The organism is Hydrogenophaga sp., assembly GCF_025699295.1.
Classification (GTDB): domain Bacteria; phylum Pseudomonadota; class Gammaproteobacteria; order Burkholderiales; family Burkholderiaceae_C; genus Hydrogenophaga.
Map to the genome: position 1 here is coordinate 173,050 of NZ_JAILWB010000009.1, position 19,887 is coordinate 192,936.

The following is a 19,887-nucleotide window of genomic DNA, read 5'->3' on the forward strand; positions in this document are numbered from 1 at the left end:
GGCCGGCTGGCCCGCGGGCGGCAGTGGCTAAGATGCCCCTTGCCCCTCAACAGCTCCAGGAGACACCATGTTCGACACCGCGATCGCGGGCAGCCTGCCCAAACCGGCCTGGCTGGCCGAAACGCAGAAGCTCTGGCCGCAATGGAAGGCGCAGGGCGACGAGCTGCTTCAGGCCAAGGCCGACGCCACGCTGCTGTGGATCAAGGCCCAGGAAGACGCGGGCCTGGACGTGATCGGCGACGGCGAGCAGGCGCGCCAGCACTTCGTGCACGGCTTCGTGGAACAGGTCGACGGCATCGACTTCGTCAACAAAGTCACCATGGGCATCCGCAACAACCGCTACGACGCCCAGGTGCCGCAGGTGGTGGCGCCGCTGCGGCTCAAGGGCCGCGTGCACGCCTTCGAGGCGCGGCTGGCGCGCGCGCACACGAAGAAGAAGCTCAAGTTCACCCTGCCCGGACCCATGACCATCGTCGACACCGTGGCCGACCGCTTCTACGGCGACAAGGTCAAGATGGCCATGGCCTTCGCCGAGCTGCTCAACCAGGAAGCGCTGGCCCTGCAGGCCGACGGCGTGGACATCATCCAGTTCGACGAACCGGCCTTCAACGTCTACATGGCCGAAGCGGCCGACTGGGGCGTGGCCGCGCTCGAAGTCGCCGCGCGCGGCCTCACCTGCAAGACCGCGGTGCACATCTGCTACGGCTACGGCATCGAGGCCAATGTGAAGTGGAAGGAGACGCTGGGCGAGGAGTGGCGCCAGTACGAGCAGGTGTTCCCCGCGCTCGCCAAGAGCCGCATCGACCAGGTGAGCCTGGAGTGTTTCCACTCGCACGTGCCGCCTGAGCTGATGCAGCTGCTCGGAGGCAAGGAGGTGATGGTGGGCGTGATCGACGTCGCCAGCGACGTGATCGAGACACCCGAGCAGGTGGCCGACACCATCGGCGCCGCGCTGCAGTACGTGCCGAAGGACAAGCTGATCGCCTGCACCAACTGCGGCCTGGCGCCCATGAGCCGCGCAGTGGCCATGGCCAAGCTCGACGCGCTGGCCCGGGGCGCGGCGCTGGCACGTCAACGGTACGGCGTATGAGCGCCGCCCGGCCGCCCGAAGGCGTTCGCACCGCAGCGCGCTGCGCGGAGGTTTCCCAATGACCATGCACGGATTGCCGACGGCCTCGCCGGCCGACGTGGGGCTGTGCCCCGAACGCACGCAGCGCATCGTCGACGCGCTGCAGCGCGACGTCGACCGCGGCCACCTGCCCGGTGCCCGGGTGCTGATCGCGCGGCGCGGCCGCGTGGTGCTCGACGCCGCCATCGGCCGGCTCGACCCCGCGCGCGATGCGCCCATGGGCACGGACGCGATCTTCCGCATCTACTCCATGACCAAGCCCATCGTCTCGCTGGCGGCCATGATGCTGGTGGAGCAGGGCCGGCTGCTGCTGAGCGACCCGGTGGGCCAGTACGTTCCTGGCTTCATGCAGCAGCAGGTGGCCGTGCCCGGCCCGCACGGCGTGGCCCTGGTGCCCGCCACGCGGCCGAGCACCGTGCAGGATCTGCTGCGCCACACCGCCGGCCTGACCTACGAATTCACCGGCAACGGCCACGTGAATGCGCTCTACAGCGCGGCCGGGCTGGGCAGCCGCGACCAGACCAACGCCGAGCTGTGCGAACGCATCGCCGCGCTGCCGCTGGCCCACCAGCCCGGCAGCGCCTGGGCCTACAGCCGCGCCACCGACGTGCTCGGCCGCGTGATCGAAGTGATCACCGGCCAGCCGCTCGGCGCCTTCCTGCGCGAGACCATCCTGCAGCCGCTGGGCATGCACGACACCGCCTTCCACGTGCCGCCCGAACACCACGGCCGCATCGCCGAAGCCTTCGAACACGACCCCGACGGCAACGGCACGCAGATGCCCATGCACGACCCGCGCGAAGTGCCCGTGCTGGAGATGGGCGGCGGTGGCCTCATGTCCACCGCGCACGACTACGCGCGCTTCCTGCAGTGCCTGCACCGCGGCGGCGAACTCGAAGGGCAGCGCCTGGTCTCGCCCCACACCCTGGCCTTCATGACGGCCGACCACCTGGGCGGCACCGTGCCCCACGCCGACAACCCCCTGCTGCCCGCCGGCCATGGCTTCGGCCTGGGCTTTGCCGTGCGCACCCGCCTGGGCGAAGCCAACGTGCACGGCTCCCTGGGCACCTACCACTGGAGCGGCATCGGTGGCACCCACTTCTTCGTCGACCCCGAATTGGAGCTCTTCGCGCTCTTCATGGCGCAGGCACCGAACCAGCGGATCCACTACCGCATGAAGATGCGGGGGCTGGTGTATGGGGCGGTGGTGGGGTGAAGGTGCAGTGGTGAACGACTGAATGACTGCAACGTGGCGCGGATCAGCTCCGCGTCGGCAACCTCCGAACCCCGCCGTTTGCTATCACTTGATGCTTGCGTTTGATATCAATAAACGCTAGCATCCAAGACTGTGAACGCCAAGCACCTGAAGACGTTTCATGCCATCTTCGCCCGCCCGACCTCGGCGACGATCGTGTTCTCTCATATCGAGGCTTTGGTGGTGGCGCTGGGTGGAGAAATCAAGGAACGTGAGGGCTCACGCATCAAGCTCACATTGCAGGGCGAGCAGTGGCACTGTCACCGTCCACACCCCGGCAAGGAAGCCAGGCGCTATCAGGTAGAAGAGGTTCGCGAGTTGCTGGAACGCTTAGGAATCAAGCCATGAACACCATGAATCACAAGGGATACACCGCAAGAATCGAGTTCGATGAACGCGACAACATCTTTGTGGGCCGGGTTCTGGGTCTGCGCACGATCATCAGTTTTCATGGCGAAACCGTGGTCGAACTTCGATCCGAGTTCGAGACGGCCATCGAAGAGTTCCTGCGCGATTGCAAGGAGCAAGGTGTTCGACCGGAGAAGCCTGCTTCTGGCAAGCTCATGCTGCGCGTTCCGCCCGAAGTTCATGGTGCCGCACTGGTCGCCGCCCAAGCTGCGGGCAAGAGCCTCAATCAGTGGGCCACCGAAGTTCTGGAAGAAGCAAGCCACGTTTGAGCGCTCGAACCGACAGGCGTCCCGTCGGCCTGTACGTTCACTCTTCCTGACATCACGTGTACTTCCGTGCCATCGGACCGATTGCCGCTGCGGAGCAGCGCGGTCATGGTCTTGGGCAATCGGCGCTTCTCAGCCCCCACCCCCGCAACATCCCATTACCACCCCGCGCAGCCACACATGCGCCGCGTCCGCCTGAAAGCGCGGGTGCCAGAACAGCGAGACGCTGAGTGGCGGCGTGATAAAGGGCAGCTCCATGGCATGCAGGCCGGCGCGCAGATTCGCGGTGTGGCGTTCGGGCACGCAGGCGATCAGATCGGTGCCGCGCACCAGGGCGAGCGCGGCGACGTAGCCGCTGGTGGTGACGACCACCTGGCGTTGCAGGCCAAGGGCGGCGAGGGCGTCGTTGATGGGGTTGGCGTCGGCCGCGGCGGCGGTGCCCGCGTGCCGCGAGACGGCCACGTGGCGGGCCCGGGCAAACGTTTCCGCGCTGGGGCGGGTGCCGATCAGCGCGTGGCCTTTGCGCACCACGCCGATCCAGCGGTCGCGAAACAGGGCCTGGGTGCGGATCTCGGGGCCCATGACGGAGCTGACCACGCCGGTCTCCAGATCGACGCTGCCGTCGCGCAGGCCGGTGCTGTCCTTGCCGATCTTCTGCACGAAGCGCAGACGCACGCCCGGCGCCTCGGCGGCCACGCGGTCGACCAGGGCGGCGCCGAAGTTTTCCACGAAGCCGTCGCTGCAGCGCAGGGTGAAGGCGCGCTCGAGCATGCCGAGGTCCAGCCGCTGCAGCGGGCGCAGCACGGCCTCGGCCGCCTGCACCAGCGGGCCGAGCTGTTCGCGCAGTTGCAGCGCGCGCGGTGTAGGCACGAGGCCGCGCCCGGCGCGCACCAGCAGCGGGTCGCCGGTGGTTTCGCGCAGGCGTGCCAGCGCCCGGCTCATGGCCGAGGGGCTGAGCTGCAGGCGCTTCGCTGCGCGCGCCACGTTCTGCTCGGTCAGCAGCACGTCGAGCGTGAGCAGCAGGTTGAAATCGGGCGTGGACACAGGGCGGCAACATAGCACGCCGGCGGCTGGTGTGGCGTCGCATGCACTTGTGGAATGCATGCGGTGCGCCTTCCGCCCTGTGGCGGCGCTTCCTAGCATCGGTACACACCTTTGCAGGAGCACCTTCATGCCATCTTCCACACCTCAAGGGGCGGCCAATGCCGTCTTGTCCGCACCTTCTTCCGGCGCCCCGGCGCGCCCGGCCGCGCGCGGCGTCCTCGTCGCCCTGTCGCTGGGCATGCTGCTGCCATCGCTGAGCGCCAGCATCGCCAACGTGGCCCTGCCCAGCCTGGCGCAGGCGTTCGCGGCGCCGTTTGCGTCGGTGCAGTGGGTGGTGATTGCCTACCTGCTGACGATCACCGCACTGGTGGTGAGCGCCGGGCGCCTGGGCGACCTGATCGGCCGGCGCCGTCTGCTGCTGGTCGGTCTGGCGGTCTTCGCGCTGGGCTCGGCGCTGGGTGGCGCGGCCAGTGGCCTGTGGCCGCTGGTGGCCGCGCGCGTGGTGCAGGGCGTGGGCGCGGCGATCATGATGGCACTGACCCTGGCGCTGGTCAGCGAGGTGGTGCCGCAGGCGCGCGCGGGAAGTGCCATGGGTCTGCTGGGCACGGTCTCGGCCGTGGGCACCGCGCTCGGCCCCGCCCTGGGCGGCCTGCTCATCGGCGCCTGGGGCTGGTCGGCGGTGTTCTGGCTCAATGTGCCGCTGGGGCTGGTGGCGCTGGCCATGGTGTGGCGCCACCTGCCGGATGACAGGCCGGCAGGCCCGTCGCCGGCCCGGCCGCGTGCGCCGCGCTTCGACCTCATCGGCACCGCGCTGCTCAGTTTCACGCTGACCAGCTACGCCCTGGCGATGACGCTGGGGCAGGGCAGGTGGGGTGCGCTCAACGCGGGGCTGCTGCTTGTTGCCGTGGCAGGCGGGGCGGCGTTCGTGTGGGCGCAGCGCCGGGCGGTAGCGCCGCTGGTGCGGCTGGCGCTGTTGCGCGAACCGGTGCTGGCCGCGGGCTTTGCCACCAGCGCCCTGGTCACCGCGGTGGTGATGGCGACGCTGGTGGTGGGGCCGTTCTACCTGGCCGGCGCGCTCGGGCTCGATGCGCTGCGGCTGGGCATGGTGATGTCGGTGGGCCCGGCGGTGGCCGCGCTGGTCGGTGCGCCGGCGGGCCGGCTGGTGGACCGCCGGGGCGCGCCCCGCGTGGGCGCTGCGGGCCTGGTGCTGATGTTCGCCGGCAGCGTGGCGCTGCCGTTCTCATCGGCGGTATGGGGCGTGGCAGGCTACGCGGCCGCGCTGGCGCTGATCACGGCCGGCTACGCCGCCTTCCAGGCCGCCAACAACACGGCGGTGATGGCCCACGCGGGCGCCGACCAGCGCGGGGTGGTCTCGGGCCTGCTCAACCTGTCGCGCAACCTGGGGCTGATCACCGGCGCGTCGGTGATGGGCGCGGTGTTCCAGGCCGGTGCATCCATGCAGCCCCTGGCTGCCGCCAGCCCGCAGGCGCTCACGGCGGGGCTGCGCCTGAGCTTCTGGGTGGCGGCGGGCTTCGTGGCCACCGCAGGGCTGGTCACGCTGCTGGCCCGCACGGCGAACCGGCGTCAGGCTGATGCACACTGACGGGTCTGCTGCCCCGTCATTTCTCTCGCCAAGGACCCCATGAACCTGCTTCGCCGATCCATCAAGTGGGTGATGCTGGCCTCCGGCCTGCTGACCTGCACCATGTTCCATGCGCTGCTTGCACCGGACGCCGCATTGCGCTCGAACTTCGGGCAGTCGATCGAAGGCCCGGTCGCAGAGATTGTCGTCAGGAACTGGGGTGCGCTCATCGGGTTGATGGGCGTTCTGCTGATCTGCGGTGCGTTTCGTGAACAGATTCGAACCGTCGCGCTGCTGGTCGCGGGCACCAGCAAGGTGATCTTCATCGCGCTCGTGCTCTCGCTGGGCCAGCCTTTTCTGCCATTTCAGGTGGGTGTGTCGATCGTGGTCGACACCCTGATGGTCGTGCTGTTCGCCAGCTACCTCATCGCCGAGCGGTTTTCGCCGCAGCGTGCGGGCTAGGGTCTGTTCAGCCCTTGCCCGGCAAGCCCTTGAGGTACAGGTACAGCGCCCGCAGATCCGTCTCGCTCATCTCGCGCAGCGATTCGAACGGCATCACCTGCACCGCCGTGCCGTCGGGCCGCTTGCCGCTGCGGAACATGGCGATCAGGGCCTCGGCGTCGGGGTAGCGGACCATCGCGCTGCCTTCGCCCGGGGGAAGTCGGGACGCCGGTGGCCAGTCGGGCGGGCCGCCGGGGATCTTGCCGCCAGCCAGGTTCTCGCCATGGCAGCCGATGCACATGTTGGCCACGTACTTGCCGTGTTCCGGCGTCACGCCTTCGGGCACGGGTTGTTGCGGGGGCAGGCTGTGGTCGATGCGCGCGGCCGCATCCCGGATGGCGCCGTAGCCATAGAGCGCCTTCACGGGCAGCGGCAACTTCACGGTGGCGCCTTGCCCGTTGCCCGGTGGCAGCGAGCGCACATAGGCAACGAGCGAGGCCAGGTCGTCGTCGGTAAAGCGGTTGTAGTCCTCGCTGGGCATGATCATCAGCGGGCGGCCCTGCGGGTTCACGCCGTGGCGGATGGCGCGCACCCAGTCCACAGGCTGGTAAGCGGCTACCACGCCCCCGGGGCCGGTGGTGATGTTGGGGCCGGCGATAACGAGGCTGCCGTCGTCGACGAAAGTGCGGCCGGTGCCGGTCGCGCCGTGGCAGTCCACGCAGCCACGCGATGCGAACAGATACCTGCCGCGTTCGACCGAGGCCGCGTCCTCGCGCAGCGCGAGCGGCTGCGCCGGCACGTTCACCGTGCGCTGCATCTTGCGCTCGGCCAGCATCAGGCCCAGGCCGAGCGCGATGACGGCCAGCAGCACCACCGAACCCAGCACCAACAGCAGTGCCCGCACCCACGTCTTCTTCTTCGTCATTGCTTCGCCTCCGGTGGAGAAACCACCGGGGGCATTTCACGCGCGCGGCGCGCTGGCGTCAAGGGCCGCTGTCGCGCGCGGCACTGCGACCGTGGCCTTACGGGACCCGGGTCGCAGGCGGCTGCCAGCGGAAGAAAACCGGATAGACCTTCTCCACCACCGGGCCGTTGAAGTCCCAGGCCAGGCACTGGCCCAGGTGCTGGGGCGGGCGGCCGTCGGCGGGCGGAGCGAACGAGTCCGAGCGGGTCTGGAACGCGGCGGTGGCCAGGTTGAAGAGCAGTTCGCGCAGGTGGGTGCAGCCCTGGATGCCGCCCAGGTGGCGCTGGATGGTCTGGCGCCAGCCCTTGCCCAGCACCTCGCCCACCATGCGCTGCATGGGAGCCATGGCCTCGGGGCAGGGGCCGTGCGGATGCGCGTCCATGGCGACAGCGATGTCGCGGATCACCATGGTCTCGTCGAAGGTGACGCGCAGGCGCATGTGGTGCACCGGCTGGCCGGCCTCCCAGCGGCCTTCGCCTTCGATCTCGAACGTGTGGGGCTTGCTGTCGTGCAGCTCGCCCTCGATGTCCCACAGGCCGTCGTCACGGCGGAAGCCGCGGTATTCGACGCGGCGCGTGTGCATGGGGGTGCGGGCTTGGGGTGGGGGCAGGGGCAAAGCGGTCTCTCCATCGGCGCGGGGCCAGGGGGATTTTCGGTCATGCCCCTGTTTGGCGGTGGCACACTGAGGACATCCCCCCACGGAGCGGCCCGCCATGACGCACGACCACCACCACGATGACCACGCGCCCGCCTGGAAACACGACGGCGTGCGCGTGATCCCGGGCAACCAGCTCGACGGCAACGTGCCTTCCACCCCGGGCATGGACCGCAAGGCGGCGATCAACTTCGCGCGCGTGGGCGCGCAGAAGCTCTGGGCCGGCACCGTCACCATCCACGCCAACGCGAAGACGGGCGCGCACCACCACGGCCCGCTGGAGAGCGTGATCTATGTGGTGCGCGGTCGCGCGCGCATGCGCTGGGGCGAGCAGCTGGAGTTCACCGCCGAGGCCGGCCCGGGCGATTTCATCTACGTGCCGCCCTTCGTGCCGCACCAGGAGATCAACGCCAGCCCGACCGAATTGCTGGAGTGCGTGCTGTGCCGCAGCGACGGGCAGGCGGTGGCGGTCAACCTGGACATCGAACCGGTGGAAAAGCCCGAAGAGGTGCTGTGGGTGGACCCCACGCACCCCACCGGCGGGGTCTGATCCCGGGGGCATGACCCCGGGGGGCGCAGCCCGCTGGCGGCGCAACGTGGAAAAAAGTCCTCAAGTTCCCGTTGGAGCCGCCGAAAAACCCGGCAAGAACACCGGGCCTGTTTTGTCCGGTGGCTGCCGTCAGGGGAAGCCCATGCTCAACATTTCAAGTACCACGGCCGTGTCCTGGCCGACGCCGGTCTCCGCCGCTGTCGCGCCGGTGTCGCCGGTCGCGCCCGTGCAACCCGTGCAGGCGGGGAGCAGCGACGGCAAGGCGCAGATGGGTTTCGGCCGCGACGGGCGGGCCGCCCCGCAGCCGGCCGCCCCCGGGCGCCCGGACGCCGATGGGCGCAACGCCGCCACCGACGGCACGGCGGCTGCCCCGGGCGAGACATCGGCTGCTGCGCTGCAGGAGCAGTCGGCCCAGCGCAAGATGCGCCAGGAAGCTGTCCAGGCGGCCGAAAAGGAGCAGGCCAAGGACAAGAAGGCGGTCGAGCACCTGCAGAACGTGCTCTCGCGCATGTGGGAGGCCAGCGCCGCCGTGGTGGACCGTGCCCTGGGCATAGAGCCGGCCAGGGCCGGGGACGTGCCCGGCAACCAGAGCGACACCGCGCCCGACCTGTCGGCGGTGGCGGCCTCGACCCTGCCGCGCAAACCCCTGCCGGCGCCCGGCAGCGAGGCCGACAAGCCCGCCCAGGCGGCCCTGGCCTGGCCGGTGATGCCGGAGCCGGACGAGACCGCGCTGGATGTCGTCGGTGATGGCGTGGCCGCCGATGGCACGGTGGCCGAGGTGGTGGCCTACGACGAACAAGGCAACGGCAGCCCGGCGCCGGTGGAAGTCGGCAGCCTGGTCAGCGAGCGGGTCTGATCAGATCCGGTGGCGCACGCCGGCCGGTGCGCTGGCCAGGCGGTTCAGCACCGCGGGGGCGATCTGGCTCAGTGGCAGCACCTCGTGCGCCGCGCCATGCTGGATGGCCATGCGGGGCATGCCGAAGACCACGCAGCTGGCCTCGTCCTGCACGTAGTTGTAGCTGCCGGCGTCCTTCATCTCGCGCATGGCGGTGGCGCCGTCGGCTCCCATGCCGGTGAGCATGATGCCGATGGCATTGGGCCCGATGACGCGCGCGGCCGACTTGAACAGCACCTCCACCGAGGGCCGGTGCCGGTTGACCGGCTCGGTGTCCTCGACCACGGCCACGTAGTTGGAGCCACTGCGGTCGATGCGCAGGTGGTGACCACCGGGGGCGATGTACGCATGACCCGGCAGGATGCGTTCGCCATGGCGCGCCTCGGCCACGCGGATGCGGCACAGCGCGTTGAGCCGGTTGGCGAAGCTGGTGGTGAAGCCCGGCGGCATGTGCTGGGTGATGACGATCGCGGGCGCATCGGCCGGCATGGGCACCAGCACCTCGCGGATGGCTTCGGTGCCACCCGTGGACGATCCGATGCAGATGATCTTCTCGGTGGACACGCGCGGCAGCGGCGCGCGCGGCGCTTCATGGTGGGCCGCGCCACCCGAGGCCGGTGCGCCGGCCGCGGGAGAGGGCGCCGCCAGGCGCTTCACATGGGCGGCGGCCGCCACGCGGATCTTGTCGAGGATGTCGCCCGCCAGTTCGTTCAGGCCGCTGCTCACGCCGATGCGCGGCTTGGCCACAAAGTCCACCGCGCCCATTTCGAGCGCGCGCAGCGTGATCTCGGCGCCCTGTTCGGTGAGGGTGGAGACCATCACCACCGGCATCGGGCGCAGGCGCATCAGGCGCGAGAGGAACTCCAGGCCGTCCATGCGCGGCATTTCCACGTCGAGCGTGATCACGTCCGGGTTGAGCTCGCGGATCATCTCGCGCGCCACCAGCGGGTCGGCGGCGGCGCCGATGCAGGTCATGTCGGTCTGGCGGTTGATGATCTCGGTGAGCAGGCTGCGCACCAGTGCCGAGTCGTCGACCACCACCACTTTGATCTTTGCCATTGTTGTGCTCCCTCAGAAAAGATCGACCGAGCCGCCCGACGTGGCCTTGGCCACCACCGCCGCGCTGCCCTTGCGCTCCTGTGTTTCGAGTGTTTCGGGATGCGAGTGCGCCAACCGCTTGACCATGGCCTTGCCGTTCGCGGGGAAATAGCACACCTTGCGCGGGTGGATGTCGAGCACGTCCTTGGAGATCACGGCGATGCGCTCGGTCTGCAGGTAGTCGAGCACGAACTGCGTATTGCGTTCGCCCACGTTCATGGTGGTGAAGCTGTGCATCACCTGGCCACCGCCGAACACCTTGGCCTGCATGGTCTCGCGCCGCGCGCCGAGCTTGATCATCTCGTTGATCAGCAGTTCCATGGCATAGGAGCCGTAGCGCCCGCTCGAATCGTTGCCGCCGTCGGGCAGCATGAAGTGGTTCATGCCGCCGACGCGCACGCGCGGGTCCCAGATGCAGGCGGCGATGCAGGAACCGAGCACCGTCATCACCACCAGGTCGTCGGCGGTCACGTAGTACTCGCCGGGCAGCACCTTGACCGCGTCGTGCTTGAAGTGGTGGTCCTGGTAGAAGAAGCTGGCTTCGCCCGGCTTCGGCGGTCGGGCCTTCAGGGCATCCAGGCGCGAGGCGCCGCCGGCCGGGGCGCGCGTGGCGGCGGCGTCAAATGCGCTCATAGACCGTCTTTCCACGCAGGGCGAAGAGGTTGCGGGCGTCGCTGAAGTTCTCGGCATGGCCGACGAAGAGCATGCCGCCGGGCTTCATGACGCGGTGGATGCGTTCGAGCACGGCGCGCTGCGTGGGGGCATCGAAATAGATCATCACGTTGCGGCAGAACACCACGTCGAAGGGTTCGCGAAACGGCAGGTTCTCGATCAGGTTGACGCTGAGGAACTCCATGTGCTTCTGCAGCTCGGGCTTGACGCGCATCAGCCCGGCGTTGCCGCCCTTGCCGCGCATGAAGAACTTCTGCATGCGCTCGGGGCTCAGCCCCTTGATCCCGTCGGCCTTGTAGACGCCGCGTTGCGCGGTGGCCAGCACCTTGGTGTCGATGTCGCTGTTGACGATCTGGAACGAACCCGACGTGCCCAGCGCCTCTGTGGCCGTCATGGCGATGGAGTAGGGCTCCTCGCCGGTGGAGGCGGCCGAACACCAGATGCGCCAGGGCTGGCTGCGCTTCGCGGCCAGCAGGTCGTTCAGGATGCCGAAGTGGTGCTGCTCGCGAAAGAACGCGGTGAGGTTGGTCGTGAGGGCGTTGATGAATTCCTGCCACTCGGCGCCGTCGTGCTGTTCCAGCCAGTCCAGGTAGGTCTTGAAGCTGTCGTGGCCCGTTTCGCGCAGGCGGCGCGAGACGCGGCTGTACACCATGGCGTGCTTGCCGTCGTGCAGGCTGATGCCGGCCTTCTTGTAGATCAGGGCCTTGATGCGCGTGAAGTCGGCATCGGACCAGACGAACTCGCGGCCTTCGGCCAGCGGGCCGTCGTCGGTCGCAGGCGCGATGGACCGTGCCAGGGGAACGGGCACGCGCTTCGGGGGGGTGGACTGCAGCAGCATGGGGGCCTGACGTGTGATGTGCGATGGGCGCCAGGTGGCGGTGCGGAGCGCTGGCTCAGTGCCGTGTGCGGCGCACCAGCCCGGAGGTGTCGAGGATCAGGGCGACCTTGCCGTCGCCCAGGATGGTGGCGCCCGAGACGTTGGGCACCTTGCGGTAGTTCGACTCCAGGTTCTTGATGACAACCTGCTGCTGGCCGAGCAGCTCGTCGACCATGAGCGCCACGCGCGCACCTTCGGCTTCCACCACCACCATGATGGGGCTCGTGCCGTTGAACTCGAAGCGCGGCACCTGGAACACGCGCTCCAGTTCCACCACCGGCATGTATTCGTCGCGCACCTTCACCACCTGGGCGCCCTGGCCCATGGTGTTGATGTCCTCGGGCTTGATCTGGAACGATTCGATCACGCTGGACAGCGGCAGGATGTAGACCTCGTCGCTGACGCGCACCGACATGCCGTCCATGATGGCCAGCGTCAGCGGCAGGCGCACCGAGACACGCATGCCGAAGCCCTCGGCCGAGGCGATTTCCACCGTGCCGTTGAGTGCGGCGATGTTCTTCTTGACCACATCCATGCCCACGCCGCGGCCGGACACGTCGGTCACTTCGTCGGCGGTGGAGAAGCCGGGCGCGAAGATCAGGTTCCAGACCTCGCTGTCGGTCATCGAGTCGGGTGCGTCGATGCCTTTCTCGCGTGCCTTCTTCAGCAGCTTCTCGCGCGACAGGCCTTTGCCGTCGTCGCGCACCTCGATCAGGATCGAGCCGCCTTCGTGCGTGGCCGACAGCGTGATCGTGCCGTGTTCGCTCTTGCCTTTGGAGCGGCGTTCCTCGGGCATCTCGATGCCGTGGTCGCAGCTGTTGCGGATCAGATGGGTCAGCGGGTCGGTGATCTTCTCCACCAGGCCCTTGTCGAGTTCGGTCGATTCTCCCTGCGTGACCAGCTCGACCTTCTTGCCCAGCTTGCTGGCGAGGTCGCGCAGCATGCGCGGGAAGCGGTTGAACACCACCGACATCGGGATCATGCGGATCGACATCACCGCTTCCTGCAGGTCGCGGGTGTTGCGGTCGAGGTCGGCCAGGCCGGCCAGCAGCGGCTGGTTGCTGGCGTCATCGAGTTCGCGGCTCTTCTGCGCCAGCATGGCCTGGGTGATGACGAGTTCGCCCACCAGGTTGATCAGCTGGTCGACCTTGCTCACCGAGACGCGCAGCGTGCTCGATTCGAGGCCGGCACCGGTGGGGGCACCCGCGGCGACCTTGGGGGCGACCTTGACCGGTGCGGCAGCCGCGGGCGCGGGCGCGGAGGCGTTCGGCACGCCGGGCGCGCCCTCGAAGAAGCCGTAGTCGCGGCCTTCGGTGGTGGGATTGGGGTGGCCCGTGCCCATGGGCTCATCGTCCAGGGGCGCCGCGCCGGCGGCGACTGCGCTGTTGTCGACGATGCGGATGTCGTCCTTGCCCACGTGGAAGGTGAACAGGTCCATCAGGTCACCGTCGCTGGCGCTGGTGCGCGCGCGCCAGACGCGCTTGGTGCTCAGGTCGCAGGGCAGGGCCTCGACCGTGCCCAGGCCGGGAATGTCGCGGAACAGGTCGGCAATGCCGTCGGCCTGCGAGGGGTTCTCCAGCGGGCCGATGTGGATTTCCAGGTCGCGCTCGACCTTGGCCGCGGCCGCCTTGCGAGGCGCGGGTGCAGGTGCGGAAACCGGTGCGGCCACGACCACCGGGGCGGGCTCGGGTTCGGTGTGCTCGGCGTCCTCGCCATGCGCCAGCACGCTGATGCGCGCGACCAGATCGGCCGTGGCGGGCGGCGTGCCGCCGCGGCCCTGGTGGGCACCCAGCAGGCCGCGCAGCGCGTCGGACGATTCCAGCAACACGTCCACCATGGCGGCCGTGGGGGTGAGTTCGTGGCGGCGCAGCTTGTCCAGCAGCGACTCCATCTGGTGTGTGAGTTCGGCCACGTCGGCAAAGCCGAAGGTGGCCGCGCCGCCCTTGATCGAATGCGCGCAGCGGAAGATGGCGTTGAGCTCCTCGTCGTCGGCTTTCTCCAGGTCGAGCGCGAGCAGCATCTGCTCCATCTGGTCGAGGTTCTCGCCGGCTTCCTCGAAGAAGATCTGGTAGAACTGGCTCAGGTCGATGTCGTTACCGAGGCTCTGGCCCTCGTTCATCATTTCACCCATGTGGGGTCTCCTTGGCTGCAATGGGGCAGCGCGTTGCAATCAACGGATGACTTTCTGGATCACTTCGAGCAGGCGGCCCGGATCGAACGGCTTGACCAGCCATCCGGTGGCGCCCGCGGCGCGGCCGAGCTGCTTCATCTGATCGCTGGACTCGGTGGTCAGGATCAGGATGGGCACGCTCTTGAACTTGGGGTGCGCGCGCAGCTTGCGTGTCAGGCCCAGTCCGTCCAGGTTGGGCATGTTCTGGTCCGTCAGCACCAGATCGACGCTGTGCGTCTGGGCCTTGTCCCAGGCGTCCTGCCCGTCCACGGCCTCGACCACGTGGTAGCCCGCCCCCGTGAGCGTGAAGGCCACCATTTTTCGCATGGAAGCCGAGTCGTCTACGGCAAGAATCGATCGCATGGCTTACTCCGTTTGGGTTCAAATATCGGCAATTCGGGCGCGGGCTTGAATCGGCCCATGCTCAAAACAAGTCAATGGAGCCGGCGTCCATCTCGCTTTGCGTCACCGGGCTGGGACGCTCGGGCATCGGGTCGAGGTTCAGCGGCAGCTCGTCGTCCTCGGGCTCCATGGCCTGGTCGGCCAGGCGCCAGGCGCAGCTCTGCAGCACCTTGCCGGTGTGCACGATCAGCTGGGTCGCCATGTCGTGGAATTGCAGCTCGGTCACCGCCTGGTGCAGGCTGTGGCGGATCGGGGTGAGTTCCTCGCCACGTTCGGCGCTCAGATGCCCCAGGGCCTGGTTGGCCGAGCCGAAGCGCTCCAGCAGATTGCTGGTGGCGTGGTCCAGCAGACCTTCGAGGCGCTGGAGGTCGGTCATCGCCATGAGCAACGAATCCTGGAGGTCGGCCACCAGATTCACGGGCAAGGAGACAGACGGGGAGGTCTGCTGCATCGTCGGGTCTTCCATGATGTGGGTGGGGAGGGCTCGCGGTTGGGCGGGTATTACAATTTTCAACATCTGTCCCCCGCTGTATCGACAGATAACGGGCCGAATTCAGCACCAATTTCCCGCTTGCCCGCCCTGCCATGGGCGCAAAGCGGCGTTCAGCACCCCACCTCCACACCATGAGCGGACCGCCTGAGACCACGGACAGACCTCCTGTCCGCATCCTGCATCTGGAAGATTCACGGGTGGACCACGCGCTGGTGAAGTTCGCGTTGCAGCGCAGCCAGCTCGGCAGCGAGGTGGTGCTGGTGGACACGGTGGACGACTTCCGCCGCGAGCTGCAGACCGCGCACTACGACGTCGTGCTGGCCGACTACCACCTGCCGGGCTTCACCGGCATGGACGCCTGGGACGAGTTGTGCGAGATGGGCATGAAGACCCCCTTCATCATCCTCTCGGGCGCCATCGGCGAGACCGCCGCGGTCGATGCCATGCACCGCGGCGTGAGTGACTACCTGCTCAAGGACAGCATGCACCGCCTGTCGCACGTGATCCAGCGTGCGATCGAGGTGAGCGAGACCCGGCGGGCCAAGGACGCCGCCGACGCCGAGCTGGCCGAGTCGCGCCGGCGCCTGGCCGAGCTGGCCGAGCACCTGCAGACCAGCATCGAGCAGGAGCGCGCGGACATCGCGCGCGAAATCCACGACGACATCGGTGGCGCGCTCGCCGCCGTCAAGCTCGACCTGGCCTGGGTCGGGCGGCACGCGGTGGACGACAGCGTGCAGCGCCACCTGGGCTCGGCCATGGAGATGCTGCAGCACGCGCTGGGCGCGAGCCAGCGCATCATGATGAATCTGCGACCGCCGATCCTCGACCAGGGGCTGGTGGCAGCGGTGCTCTGGCTGGCCGCCGGATTCGAGCGACGCAGCGGGTTGCGTGTGTCGGTGCGGCGCTCGTCCGAGCAGCTCGACGTGCCGCGCGAGGTGCAACTGGTGGCCTACCGCACCGCGCAGGAGGCCATGACCAACGTCAGCAAACACGCCGAGGCCAGCACGGTCGACATCGACCTGAGCGACCGCGAGGGCGTGCTCACGCTCGAAGTCACAGACAACGGCAAGGGCCTGGACGCACAGGCCCTGCGAAAGGCCAAGTCCTTCGGCTTGCTGGGCTTGCGCGAGCGCGCGGCCAAGGTCGGCGGCTGGCTCGACGTGAGTTCGTCACCCCGGGGGACCTCGGTCATCCTGTCGGTGCCCCTGTCTTCAAGCAACCCGGACAACGCGGCGCAGGCCGATGAGGAGCCCCATGATCAAGGTGATTTTGTGTGACGACCACGCCATGGTGCGGCGCGGCATCCGCGACACCATTTCGGAAGCCACCGACATCCAGGTGGTCGGCGAGGCCGCCAGCTACCCCGAACTGCGCGACCTCATGCGCAAGGTGGAATGCGACGTGCTCGTGCTGGACCTCAACATGCCCGGGCGCGGTGGCCTGGAGGTGCTGGGCGCACTGAAGGAAGAGGGCTCGACCGTCAAGACCCTGGTGGTCTCCATGTACCCGGAAGACCAGTACGCCATCCGCTGCCTGCGCGCCGGCGCGCGCGGCTACCTCAACAAGGCCGGCGAGCCGGCCGAGCTGGTGGCCGCCATCCGCACCGTGATGCAGGGCCGCAAGTACGTCACCGCCGACGTGGCCCAGATGCTGGTGGACACCCTCAACGCCCCCGAGAGCGAGGAACTGCACGCCAGCCTGTCCGAGCGCGAACTGCAGACGCTGCAGAAGATCGCCTCGGGCAAGAAGCTCAGCGACATCGCCGAAGAACTCATGCTCAGCCCCAAGACCGTGAGTGTCTACCGCGCCCGCGTGCTCGAGAAGCTGCACCTGGCGAACAACGCCGAACTCACGGTCTACGCGATCCGCAACGGGATCGTCTGATCAGGCGCGCGCCGCACCCAGCGCTGGCGTGCCGCGCTCGAGCTTGAAACGCAGCGGCACGCCACGCCGCGCGCCGAACCACAAGCGCAGGGCGATGGCCATGACCAGCACCAGCAACTGAAACAGGGCCGCCACCTCGCGCCCGGCCTGCGGCGCCACCCACCATTGCCATGCCACGAACAGCACGGTGCCGTGAACCGCCGTGAACAGGCCGCACACGGCATTGAGGTGCCAGTTCAGCCACCAGGTCGGATGCAAGGGCCCGCGCACCCACGCAAAGCGCACCATGGTGGTCCCGTAGAACAGGCCGACCGATGACAGCACCACGGGCAGTGGGTCCCCCTTGGCCATGCCCGCACCCAGCACGACCGTGCCGAGCAGGAGCAGCACCGGCCCCAGCAGCTTGAAATGCCACCCCCGGAAGCGCTCGGGCTGGTCTTTCCACCGGATGGCCGTCCACCCGAGGGCCGAAACCGTCAGTAGGCCGATGGACAGGTAGGCGAACTGCACTACGTAGGCCGGGTCGAAGGGCCCGGGGCGCAGGAACAGCAGCGGCGCCACTGTCAGGGCGACAAGCACCAGCGAGATGAAGAAGGGCCGGCCAAACGCCTTGTGGCGCGCGCCACCCTTGCGCGAGAGCAGGGGTATCCAGTACAGCAGCAGCGCCAGCGAACCCACCAGAATGTGCAGGGACACAGCTTGATCGTGCGTCATGGTCATCTCCAAAAAAGGTTAACGTGCGTAAAGCTACCACGTCAGGTTAACGCGTGTAAACTTCCGTTCGTCAGCCTGCCGTCACGGTGGGCGCCCTGTTTCTGAATGGCCAAATCGATTTCTGCAGACACGCGGCATGCGGTGCTCGAAGCCGCGTGGCGGCGCATGAGCGAGCCCGGTGGCATGGGGGTGGGCATGGCCGAGCTGGCCGCCGCCGCCGGGGTGTCGCGCCAGACGCTGTTCTATGCCTTCGGCAGCCGCCCTGGCTTGCTGGTGGCGATGGTGCGCCACCGGGACGCGCAAACGGACCATGTGCGCCGCCTGTCCGAGATCGCGCGCAGCGATGTGGCGGATGCCAGCGCGCTCCATGCGTTTGCCGACGTGTGGATCGACTACCTGCCCATCGTCTACCCGGTGGCCTACCAGCTGGAGACCGATGCCGTGGTGGACCCCGACATTGCCCTGGCCTGGAATGACCGCTTCTTCAACATGGGGCTGCACCGCGGCCTGGAGCGCATCCTCGGTCGCATGGCGGCGGCCGGCGCCCTCCCGAAAGGGGCCGACACGGCGTGGCTGGCGGACCTGTTCCTCTCGTTCGTGGCGCCCAGCGCCTGGCACCTGCTCGTGACGCAATGCCGCTGGACGCCAGAGCGGTTTCGCGCATCGCGCCGTCAGTTGATGCAGGCCGTACTCGGGACACCCGTCGGGTGAGCGAACAGGGCGTCGGGCCGTGTGAACCACAGGGTCGGTCGTGCGGCCGTGGGCCACGGGGGTGGACCCTGCGGAATAATGCCCCGATGCCCGCCCCGTCCACCTCCATCTGGAGTCCGCTGCGCCAGCCCGCCTTCCGGGGCCTGTGGATCTGCGGTGGCATCTTCTTCATTGGCGCGGGCATGCAGACCATGGCGGCGGCCTGGCTCATGGTCGAGCTCACGGGTTCCTCGTTCCTCGCGGCGCTGGTGCAGACCGCGGTGTTCCTGCCCATGTTCCTGCTGGCGCTGCCCGCCGGCGTGCTCGCCGATACCACCGACCGCCGCCGCCTGATCTCGGGCGCGCTGCTTGCGCAGGTGGCCGCCTGCGCGCTGCTGGCCGCCCTGGTGCTGGGCGGCTGGGGCGGACCGTCGTCGGTGCTGTTCCTGGTGTTTGTCTGCGGCTGCTGCACCGCCATGATCACGCCGGCGTGGAACTCCTCGGTGGTCGACCCGGTGCCGCGCGGTGAGTGGCCGCAGGCCATCACCGCCATCGGCATCGCCTACAACGCCGCGCGCGCCATCGGCCCGACGCTGGCCGGCTTGCTGTTCGCACGGCTGGGCGCGGGCTGGGTGTTCGCCGTGACCGTGGTCACCACGGCGGTGATGTGGGAGTCGATCCGGCGCTGGCCGCCGCGCGCACACCCGCCTTCCACACTGCCAGCCGAGCGCCTGTGGGGCGGCACGCTCAGCGGCCTGCGTTTCGCGTGGCATTCGCGCATCATCCTGGCGCAACTGGTGCGCGTGATGGCCTTCAGTGCCGCCGGCTCGGCGCTGTGGGCGCTGCTGCCGGTGATCGCGCAGCGCCAGCTCGGCACCGGCGCGGAAGGTTTCGGCCTGCTCATGGGCTGCCTGGGCACGGGGGCGGTGGCCTCGGGCCTGGTCATCGGCCGGCTGCGTGCGCGCTTCGGGCTGGACACCATCGTCGGCATCAGTTGCGCCGTGTTCGCCGCCGTCATGCTGATCGCCGCCTGGGTGCGCGTGCCCGGCCTGGTGTATGCCGCCATGGCCTTCGGTGGCGCCGCCTGGATGGCCACCATGTCCACCTTCAACACCGCCACCCAGGCCAGCGCGCCGCCCTGGGTGCGCTCGCGCGCGGTGGCTCTGCACATCGTCTCTGCGCTGGGCGCCTTCGCCATCGGCTCGGCCTTCTGGGGCGCGGTCTCCGACATCGCCGGCCTCACCGCGGCGCTGGTGACCGCCGGCGTGCTCATGGCCGCGGGCCTGCTGCTGGTGCGACCGTTCCCGTTGCGCGTGGGCGGCGACCCCGAGGTCACGCAGGGCACGCCGTGGGACGAGCTGTTCATCGAGGCCGAGCCCAGCCCTGAGGCCGGGCCGGTGGCGGTCGAGGTGGGTTACCGCATCCGCCCGGGCTCGGACCCGGCCTTCCTGGACACCATCGCCCGCATGAAAGCCCCACGCCGCCGCGACGGCGCCACCTTCTGGCGCGTCTACCGGGACCTGGGCGAACCCTCGCGCTACGTGGAACGCTTCATCGTCGCCTCCTGGGCCGACTACCTGCACCAGCGTGCCCGCGCCACCGTGGCCGACCACGCGATCGAGACCGAGTTGCGCGCGTTCCTGGCCGAGGGCGAGAGCGCGCGCATGTCGCACTACATTGCCGAACGCTAAGGAGACC

22 protein-coding genes are annotated in these 19,887 nt (G+C 68.7%); 12 read left to right on the top strand and 10 right to left on the bottom strand.

The annotated features are described in order from the left end of the window. The first annotated feature begins 67 nt into the window (after positions 1-67). From K5880_RS11510 to K5880_RS11525, 4 genes are all read left to right on the top strand, one after another. Positions 68-1,090 (top strand): methionine synthase, encoded by a 1,023-nt coding sequence (locus K5880_RS11510; RefSeq protein ID WP_297651931.1) that lies wholly within the window; start codon positions 68-70, stop codon positions 1,088-1,090. A gap of 64 nt (positions 1,091-1,154) precedes the next feature. Then, positions 1,155-2,345, top strand: coding sequence for a serine hydrolase domain-containing protein (locus K5880_RS11515; protein WP_297652040.1), 1,191 nt, complete (start codon positions 1,155-1,157; stop codon positions 2,343-2,345). A 132-nt stretch (positions 2,346-2,477) separates the two neighbouring features. After that, entirely contained in the window at positions 2,478-2,732 is a 255-nt protein-coding gene (locus K5880_RS11520; RefSeq protein WP_297651932.1) for a type II toxin-antitoxin system HicA family toxin, read from the top strand. Next, positions 2,729-3,061, top strand: a complete 333-nt coding sequence (locus tag K5880_RS11525; RefSeq protein WP_297651933.1) for a type II toxin-antitoxin system HicB family antitoxin — start codon at positions 2,729-2,731, stop codon at positions 3,059-3,061. The genes K5880_RS11520 and K5880_RS11525 overlap by 4 nt, the downstream gene beginning before the upstream one ends. A 129-nt stretch (positions 3,062-3,190) precedes the next feature. Here the strand turns inward: K5880_RS11525 and K5880_RS11530 are convergent, their stop codons facing one another. Continuing rightward, positions 3,191-4,102: a LysR family transcriptional regulator gene (locus tag K5880_RS11530; protein WP_297652043.1), complete on the bottom strand. Its 912-nt coding sequence runs from the start codon at positions 4,100-4,102 to the stop codon at positions 3,191-3,193. A 127-nt stretch (positions 4,103-4,229) separates the two neighbouring features. Here K5880_RS11530 and K5880_RS11535 point away from each other — a divergent pair, with 127 nt between their 5' ends. Together K5880_RS11535 and K5880_RS11540 are read left to right on the top strand one after the other, a co-directional pair. Further along, positions 4,230-5,705: an MFS transporter gene (locus tag K5880_RS11535; protein WP_297651934.1), complete on the top strand. Its 1,476-nt coding sequence runs from the start codon at positions 4,230-4,232 to the stop codon at positions 5,703-5,705. Between the two features lie 39 nt (positions 5,706-5,744). Next, the gene (locus tag K5880_RS11540; RefSeq protein WP_297651935.1) at positions 5,745-6,146 is read left to right on the top strand and encodes a hypothetical protein; all 402 of its coding nucleotides are present in this window, start codon (positions 5,745-5,747) and stop codon (positions 6,144-6,146) included. A gap of 7 nt (positions 6,147-6,153) precedes the next feature. Here the strand turns inward: K5880_RS11540 and K5880_RS11545 are convergent, their stop codons facing one another. Together K5880_RS11545 and K5880_RS11550 are read right to left on the bottom strand one after the other, a co-directional pair. Next, the gene (locus tag K5880_RS11545) at positions 6,154-7,050 is read right to left on the bottom strand and encodes a c-type cytochrome (protein ID WP_297651937.1); all 897 of its coding nucleotides are present in this window, start codon (positions 7,048-7,050) and stop codon (positions 6,154-6,156) included. Between the two features lie 97 nt (positions 7,051-7,147). Beyond that, complete coding sequence (locus K5880_RS11550; RefSeq protein WP_297651939.1) at positions 7,148-7,672, bottom strand: DUF2889 domain-containing protein; 525 nt, start codon at positions 7,670-7,672, stop codon at positions 7,148-7,150. Between the two features lie 130 nt (positions 7,673-7,802). Here K5880_RS11550 and K5880_RS11555 point away from each other — a divergent pair, with 130 nt between their 5' ends. Both K5880_RS11555 and K5880_RS11560 read left to right on the top strand, forming a co-directional pair. Beyond that, on the top strand, positions 7,803-8,294 hold the full coding sequence (locus K5880_RS11555; RefSeq protein ID WP_297651941.1) for a cupin domain-containing protein: 492 nt from the start codon (positions 7,803-7,805) through the stop codon (positions 8,292-8,294). Positions 8,295-8,436: 142 nt separating this feature from the next. After that, a complete protein-coding gene (locus K5880_RS11560; RefSeq protein ID WP_297651943.1) occupies positions 8,437-9,150 on the top strand; it encodes a hypothetical protein in 714 nt (237 codons plus the stop codon). Here K5880_RS11560 and K5880_RS11565 read toward each other — a convergent pair whose 3' ends face one another. The 6 genes from K5880_RS11565 to K5880_RS11590 form a co-directional block, all read right to left on the bottom strand. Then, on the bottom strand, positions 9,151-10,248 hold the full coding sequence (locus K5880_RS11565; RefSeq protein WP_297651945.1) for a chemotaxis response regulator protein-glutamate methylesterase: 1,098 nt from the start codon (positions 10,246-10,248) through the stop codon (positions 9,151-9,153). A gap of 12 nt (positions 10,249-10,260) precedes the next feature. Further along, positions 10,261-10,920, bottom strand: a complete 660-nt coding sequence (gene cheD / locus K5880_RS11570; RefSeq protein ID WP_297651947.1) for a chemoreceptor glutamine deamidase CheD — start codon at positions 10,918-10,920, stop codon at positions 10,261-10,263. Next, positions 10,907-11,797 carry a CheR family methyltransferase gene (locus K5880_RS11575; RefSeq protein WP_297651949.1) on the bottom strand — a complete coding sequence of 297 codons (891 nt, stop codon included), beginning with the start codon at positions 11,795-11,797 and terminating at the stop codon, positions 10,907-10,909. The genes cheD and K5880_RS11575 overlap by 14 nt, the downstream gene beginning before the upstream one ends. 55 nt (positions 11,798-11,852) lie before the next feature. Further along, positions 11,853-13,967 carry a chemotaxis protein CheW gene (locus K5880_RS11580; protein ID WP_297651951.1) on the bottom strand — a complete coding sequence of 705 codons (2,115 nt, stop codon included), beginning with the start codon at positions 13,965-13,967 and terminating at the stop codon, positions 11,853-11,855. A 39-nt stretch (positions 13,968-14,006) separates the two neighbouring features. Next, complete coding sequence (locus K5880_RS11585) at positions 14,007-14,369, bottom strand: response regulator (protein ID WP_297651952.1); 363 nt, start codon at positions 14,367-14,369, stop codon at positions 14,007-14,009. Between the two features lie 61 nt (positions 14,370-14,430). After that, positions 14,431-14,874, bottom strand: a complete 444-nt coding sequence (locus K5880_RS11590; protein WP_297651954.1) for a hypothetical protein — start codon at positions 14,872-14,874, stop codon at positions 14,431-14,433. Between the two features lie 158 nt (positions 14,875-15,032). Here K5880_RS11590 and K5880_RS11595 point away from each other — a divergent pair, with 158 nt between their 5' ends. After that, entirely contained in the window at positions 15,033-16,178 is a 1,146-nt protein-coding gene (locus K5880_RS11595) for a response regulator (RefSeq protein ID WP_297651957.1), read from the top strand. Then, positions 16,156-16,785, top strand: coding sequence for a response regulator transcription factor (locus K5880_RS11600; RefSeq protein ID WP_297651960.1), 630 nt, complete (start codon positions 16,156-16,158; stop codon positions 16,783-16,785). The genes K5880_RS11595 and K5880_RS11600 overlap by 23 nt, the downstream gene beginning before the upstream one ends. On the opposite strand, the gene K5880_RS11605 is transcribed toward K5880_RS11600, so the two are convergent. Continuing rightward, positions 16,786-17,499 (bottom strand): hypothetical protein, encoded by a 714-nt coding sequence (locus K5880_RS11605; protein WP_297651963.1) that lies wholly within the window; start codon positions 17,497-17,499, stop codon positions 16,786-16,788. It lies immediately after the preceding gene. Between the two features lie 105 nt (positions 17,500-17,604). On the opposite strand from K5880_RS11605, the gene K5880_RS11610 reads away from it, so the two are divergent. Continuing rightward, on the top strand, positions 17,605-18,210 hold the full coding sequence (locus tag K5880_RS11610; protein WP_297651966.1) for a TetR/AcrR family transcriptional regulator: 606 nt from the start codon (positions 17,605-17,607) through the stop codon (positions 18,208-18,210). 86 nt (positions 18,211-18,296) lie between these two features. Next, on the top strand, positions 18,297-19,880 hold the full coding sequence (locus K5880_RS11615) for an MFS transporter (protein WP_297651970.1): 1,584 nt from the start codon (positions 18,297-18,299) through the stop codon (positions 19,878-19,880). The last annotated feature ends 7 nt before the right edge of the window (positions 19,881-19,887 follow it).